This window comes from Pseudorhodoferax aquiterrae, assembly GCF_014652235.1.
GTDB classification, from domain to species: Bacteria; Pseudomonadota; Gammaproteobacteria; order Burkholderiales; family Burkholderiaceae_C; genus Pseudorhodoferax; species Pseudorhodoferax aquiterrae.
Genome location: NZ_BMYK01000066.1, coordinates 1 through 5366, shown reverse-complemented (window position 1 = coordinate 5366; position 5366 = coordinate 1). Strand labels below are relative to the sequence as shown.

Sequence of the window (5366 nt, the reverse complement as noted above, 5' to 3'; positions counted from 1 at the left end):
CCGCACTATCATCGGCGCAAAGTCGTTTCACTGTCCTGTTCGGGATGGGAAGGAGTGGGACCAACTTGCTATGGTCATCAGGCATAACTTGTTGCTGTGCTGATGTTGATCAGCACGGCGAATTCATAGAGCTTAAATCAGCTTGGGTTTGTTTGATTGCGTCTACTTGGCATAACACCTTGATGGCTTGTGTAAGCGATCAAAGTTATAGGGTCAAGCCGCACGAGCAATTAGTACGAGTTAGCTTAACGCATTGCTGCGCTTCCACACCTCGCCTATCAACGTCCTGGTCTTGAACGACTCTTCAGGGGGCTCAAGGCCCCGGCAGATCTCATCTTGGAACGAGTTTCCCGCTTAGATGCTTTCAGCGGTTATCTCTTCCGCACATAGCTACTCGGCAATGCCACTGGCGTGACAACCGATACACCAGAGGTGCGTCCACTCCGGTCCTCTCGTACTAGGAGCAGGCTTCCTCAAATCTGCAGCGCCCACGGAAGATAGGGACCAAACTGTCTCACGACGTTTTAAACCCAGCTCACGTACCTCTTTAAATGGCGAACAGCCATACCCTTGGGACCGGCTACAGCCCCAGGATGAGATGAGCCGACATCGAGGTGCCAAACACCGCCGTCGATATGAACTCTTGGGCGGTATCAGCCTGTTATCCCCAGAGTACCTTTTATCCGTTGAGCGATGGCCCTTCCATACAGAACCACCGGATCACTATGTCCTGCTTTCGCATCTGCTCGACTTGTCAGTCTCGCAGTTAAGCACGCTTATGCCATTGCACTATCGTCACGATGTCCGACCGTAACTAGCGTACCTTCGAACTCCTCCGTTACGCTTTGGGAGGAGACCGCCCCAGTCAAACTGCCTACCATGCACTGTCCCCGATCCAGATCATGGACCTAGGTTAGAACCTCAAACACACCAGGGTGGTATTTCAACGTTGGCTCCATGCGATCTAGCGACCGCACTTCAAAGCCTCCCACCTATCCTACACAGATCTGTTCAAAGTCCAATACAAAGCTACAGTAAAGGTTCATGGGGTCTTTCCGTCTTTCCGCGGGGAGATTGCATCATCACAAACATTTCAACTTCGCTGAGTCTCGGGAGGAGACAGTGTGGCCATCGTTACGCCATTCGTGCAGGTCGGAACTTACCCGACAAGGAATTTCGCTACCTTAGGACCGTTATAGTTACGGCCGCCGTTTACTGGGACTTCAATCAAGAGCTTGCACCCCATCATTTAATCTTCCAGCACCGGGCAGGCGTCACACCCTATACGTCCACTTTCGTGTTTGCAGAGTGCTGTGTTTTTAATAAACAGTCGCAGCCACCGATTTTTTGCAACCCATTCATGCTCCGTTGTTCACTTCACACTACTAGGGCACACCTTCTTCCGAAGTTACGGTGTCAATTTGCCGAGTTCCTTCTCCCGAGTTCTCTCAAGCGCCTTAGAATACTCATCTCGCGCACCAGTGTCGGTTTGCGGTACGGTCGTGTGCAGCTGAAGCTTAGTGGCTTTTCCTGGAACCTCGTTCAATCACTTCGCGAGCAAGCTCGCTCGATCGACAGCCTCGGTATATGCCTGGCGGATTTGCCTACCAGACGCCTACATCTGCCTAAACCGGGATATCCAACACCCGGATGACCTATTAAGATCCGTCCCCACATCGCACTACACATCGGTACAGGAATATTGACCTGTTTCCCATCAGCTACGCATCTCTGCCTCACCTTAGGGGCCGACTCACTCTACGCCGATGAACGTTGCGTAGAAAACCTTGCGCTTACGGCGAGCGGGCTTTTCACCCGCTTTAACGCTACTCATGTCAGCATTCGCACTTCTGATACCTCCAGCAGCCTTTACAAGCCACCTTCACAGGCTTACAGAACGCTCTCCTACCACTTGCAATAAATTGCAAATCCGCAGCTTCGGTAACTGGCTTAGCCCCGTTACATCTTCCGCGCAGGACGACTCGATCAGTGAGCTATTACGCTTTCTTTAAATGATGGCTGCTTCTAAGCCAACATCCTGACTGTTTTAGCCTTCCCACTTCGTTTCCCACTTAGCCAATTTTAGGGACCTTAGCTGGCGGTCTGGGTTGTTTCCCTCTTGAGTCCGGACGTTAGCACCCGGTGCTCTGTCTCCCAAGCTGTACTCTGCGGTATTCGGAGTTTGCATAGGTTTGGTAAGTCGCCATGACCCCCTAGCCTAAACAGTGCTCTACCCCCGCAGGTAATACTTGAGGCACTACCTAAATAGTTTTCGGAGAGAACCAGCTATTTCCAAGTTTGTTTAGCCTTTCACCCCTATCCACAGCTCATCCGCTAGTTTTGCAACACTAGTCGGTTCGGACCTCCAGTACCTGTTACGGCACCTTCATCCTGGCCATGGATAGATCACTTGGTTTCGGGTCTACACCCAGCGACTAAAAACGCCCTGTTCGGACTCGGTTTCCCTACGCCTTCCCTATTCGGTTAAGCTTGCCACTGAATGTAAGTCGCTGACCCATTATACAAAAGGTACGCAGTCACCCTTTCGGGCTCCTACTTTTTGTAAGCACGCGGTTTCAGGATCTATTTCACTCCCCTCCCGGGGTTCTTTTCGCCTTTCCCTCACGGTACTAGTTCACTATCGGTCAATGATGAGTATTTAGCCTTGGAGGATGGTCCCCCCATATTCAGACAGGATTACACGTGTCCCGCCCTACTTTTCGCTAGCTCAGTACCACACGTCTCTTTTCACGTACGGGGCTATCACCCACTATGGCCGGCCTTTCCAGACCGTTCCGTTAAGAGTCGTGCTATCACTAGCAGGCTTTTCCGATTTCGCTCGCCACTACTTTCGGAATCTCGGTTGATGTCTTTTCCTCGAGCTACTGAGATGTTTCAGTTCACCCGGTTCGCCTCGTTACCCTATGTATTCAGATAACGATACCTTTGCAGGTGGGTTTCCCCATTCGGAAATCTCCGGATCAAAGCTAATTTGCCAGCTCCCCGAAGCTTATCGCAGGCTATCACGTCCTTCGTCGCCTATCATTGCCAAGGCATCCACCACGTGCTCTTATTCACTTGACCCTATAACTTTGATGCCTCATCTGCCGCACCAAGTTGTCAAGGAATTGCCAGGTCTTTCACCTGGCGCGTTATGCCGTTCTTCAATTTCTTGAAGACTTGAATTTCAAACAAGAAGTTTGATATTCGTTTTGACGCAATCAAATATGTCGCTGGCGGCACGGTGTACATGAAACCTTTACGAATATGTACTTTCCGCCAGCAACGCTGATTCGAACTCTATGAATTTGTTAAAGAACAGCCGATCGATCAAGAGATCTTGACCAACAACAAAGAAGCCTCTTGCAAAGCCACTTTGGTGTTGATTTTTTTCTTGTGGATAAGGGAAGTTGGTGGAGGTGACAGGACTCGAACCCGCTACCTACTGCTTGCAAAGCAGCCGCTCTCCCAGCTGAGCTACACCCCCAAACACGTACAGGACATTGGAGGGATGGTGGGTCTGGTTGGTCTCGAACCAACGACCCCCGCCTTATCAAGACGGTGCTCTAACCAACTGAGCTACAGACCCAAGCCGGTCGCTTGCAGCAGGCGTGAACCTAACCGTTGGCGACAACCTTCCAACAACCGATAAGTGTGAGCGTTTGCGCTTCGTTGCAGTTTCCAGAAAGGAGGTGATCCAGCCGCACCTTCCGATACGGCTACCTTGTTACGACTTCACCCCAGTCACGAACCCTGCCGTGGTAATCGCCCTCCTTGCGGTTAGGCTAACTACTTCTGGCAGAACCCGCTCCCATGGTGTGACGGGCGGTGTGTACAAGACCCGGGAACGTATTCACCGTGACATTCTGATCCACGATTACTAGCGATTCCGACTTCACGCAGTCGAGTTGCAGACTGCGATCCGGACTACGACTGGTTTTATGGGATTAGCTCCCCCTCGCGGGTTGGCAACCCTTTGTACCAGCCATTGTATGACGTGTGTAGCCCCACCTATAAGGGCCATGAGGACTTGACGTCATCCCCACCTTCCTCCGGTTTATCACCGGCAGTCCCATTAGAGTGCCCTTTCGTAGCAACTAATGGCAAGGGTTGCGCTCGTTGCGGGACTTAACCCAACATCTCACGACACGAGCTGACGACAGCCATGCAGCACCTGTGTTACGGCTCTCTTTCGAGCACCAAGCCATCTCTGGCAAGTTCCGTACATGTCAAAGGTGGGTAAGGTTTTTCGCGTTGCATCGAATTAAACCACATCATCCACCGCTTGTGCGGGTCCCCGTCAATTCCTTTGAGTTTCAACCTTGCGGCCGTACTCCCCAGGCGGTCAACTTCACGCGTTAGCTTCGTTACTGAGGAAGTTAATCCCCAACAACCAGTTGACATCGTTTAGGGCGTGGACTACCAGGGTATCTAATCCTGTTTGCTCCCCACGCTTTCGTGCATGAGCGTCAGTGCAGGCCCAGGGGATTGCCTTCGCCATCGGTGTTCCTCCGCATATCTACGCATTTCACTGCTACACGCGGAATTCCATCCCCCTCTGCCGCACTCCAGCAATGCAGTCACAAATGCAGTTCCCAGGTTAAGCCCGGGGATTTCACATCTGTCTTGCATTACCGCCTGCGCACGCTTTACGCCCAGTAATTCCGATTAACGCTCGCACCCTACGTATTACCGCGGCTGCTGGCACGTAGTTAGCCGGTGCTTATTCTTACGGTACCGTCATGTGCCCCAGGTATTAACCAGAGCCTTTTCGTTCCGTACAAAAGCAGTTTACAACCCGAAGGCCTTCATCCTGCACGCGGCATTGCTGGATCAGGCTTGCGCCCATTGTCCAAAATTCCCCACTGCTGCCTCCCGTAGGAGTCTGGACCGTGTCTCAGTTCCAGTGTGGCTGGTCGTCCTCTCAGACCAGCTACAGATCGTCGGCTTGGTGAGCCTTTACCCCACCAACTACCTAATCTGATATCGGCCGCTCCAATCGCGCGAGGCCCTTGCGAGTCCCCCGCTTTCATCCATAGATCGTATGCGGTATTAGCACAGCTTTCGCTGCGTTATCCCCCACGACTGGGCACGTTCCGATATATTACTCACCCGTTCGCCACTCGCCACCAGGATTGCTCCCGTGCTGCCGTTCGACTTGCATGTGTAAGGCATGCCGCCAGCGTTCAATCTGAGCCAGGATCAAACTCTATAGTTCGATCTTGTTAACTTCGCTCAATTTCTCGAGCAACTCATCAAAACGGAATTGAAGTGAATCCACTTCCATTCTCATGAGCATTTAGAGTGACTTGCACTCGTTCCGAAGAACTTGGCAACTCCACACCAAACGCCCACGCTTATCGGCT

2 tRNA genes and 3 rRNA genes are annotated in these 5366 nt (G+C 51.9%); all 5 read right to left on the bottom strand.

The annotated features are described in order from the left end of the window. Positions 1 to 82 (bottom strand): 5S ribosomal RNA (gene rrf / locus IE209_RS33425); the annotation flags it as partial. 127 nt (positions 83 to 209) lie between these two features. After that, a 23S ribosomal RNA gene (locus IE209_RS33420) occupies positions 210 to 3084 on the bottom strand. Positions 3085 to 3411: 327 nt separating this feature from the next. Further along, positions 3412 to 3487, bottom strand: a tRNA-Ala gene (locus IE209_RS33415). Positions 3488 to 3512: 25 nt separating this feature from the next. Continuing rightward, positions 3513 to 3589, bottom strand: a tRNA-Ile gene (locus tag IE209_RS33410). A gap of 96 nt (positions 3590 to 3685) precedes the next feature. Further along, positions 3686 to 5218: ribosomal RNA gene (locus tag IE209_RS33405) — 16S ribosomal RNA — on the bottom strand. Positions 5219 to 5366 lie beyond the last annotated feature (148 nt).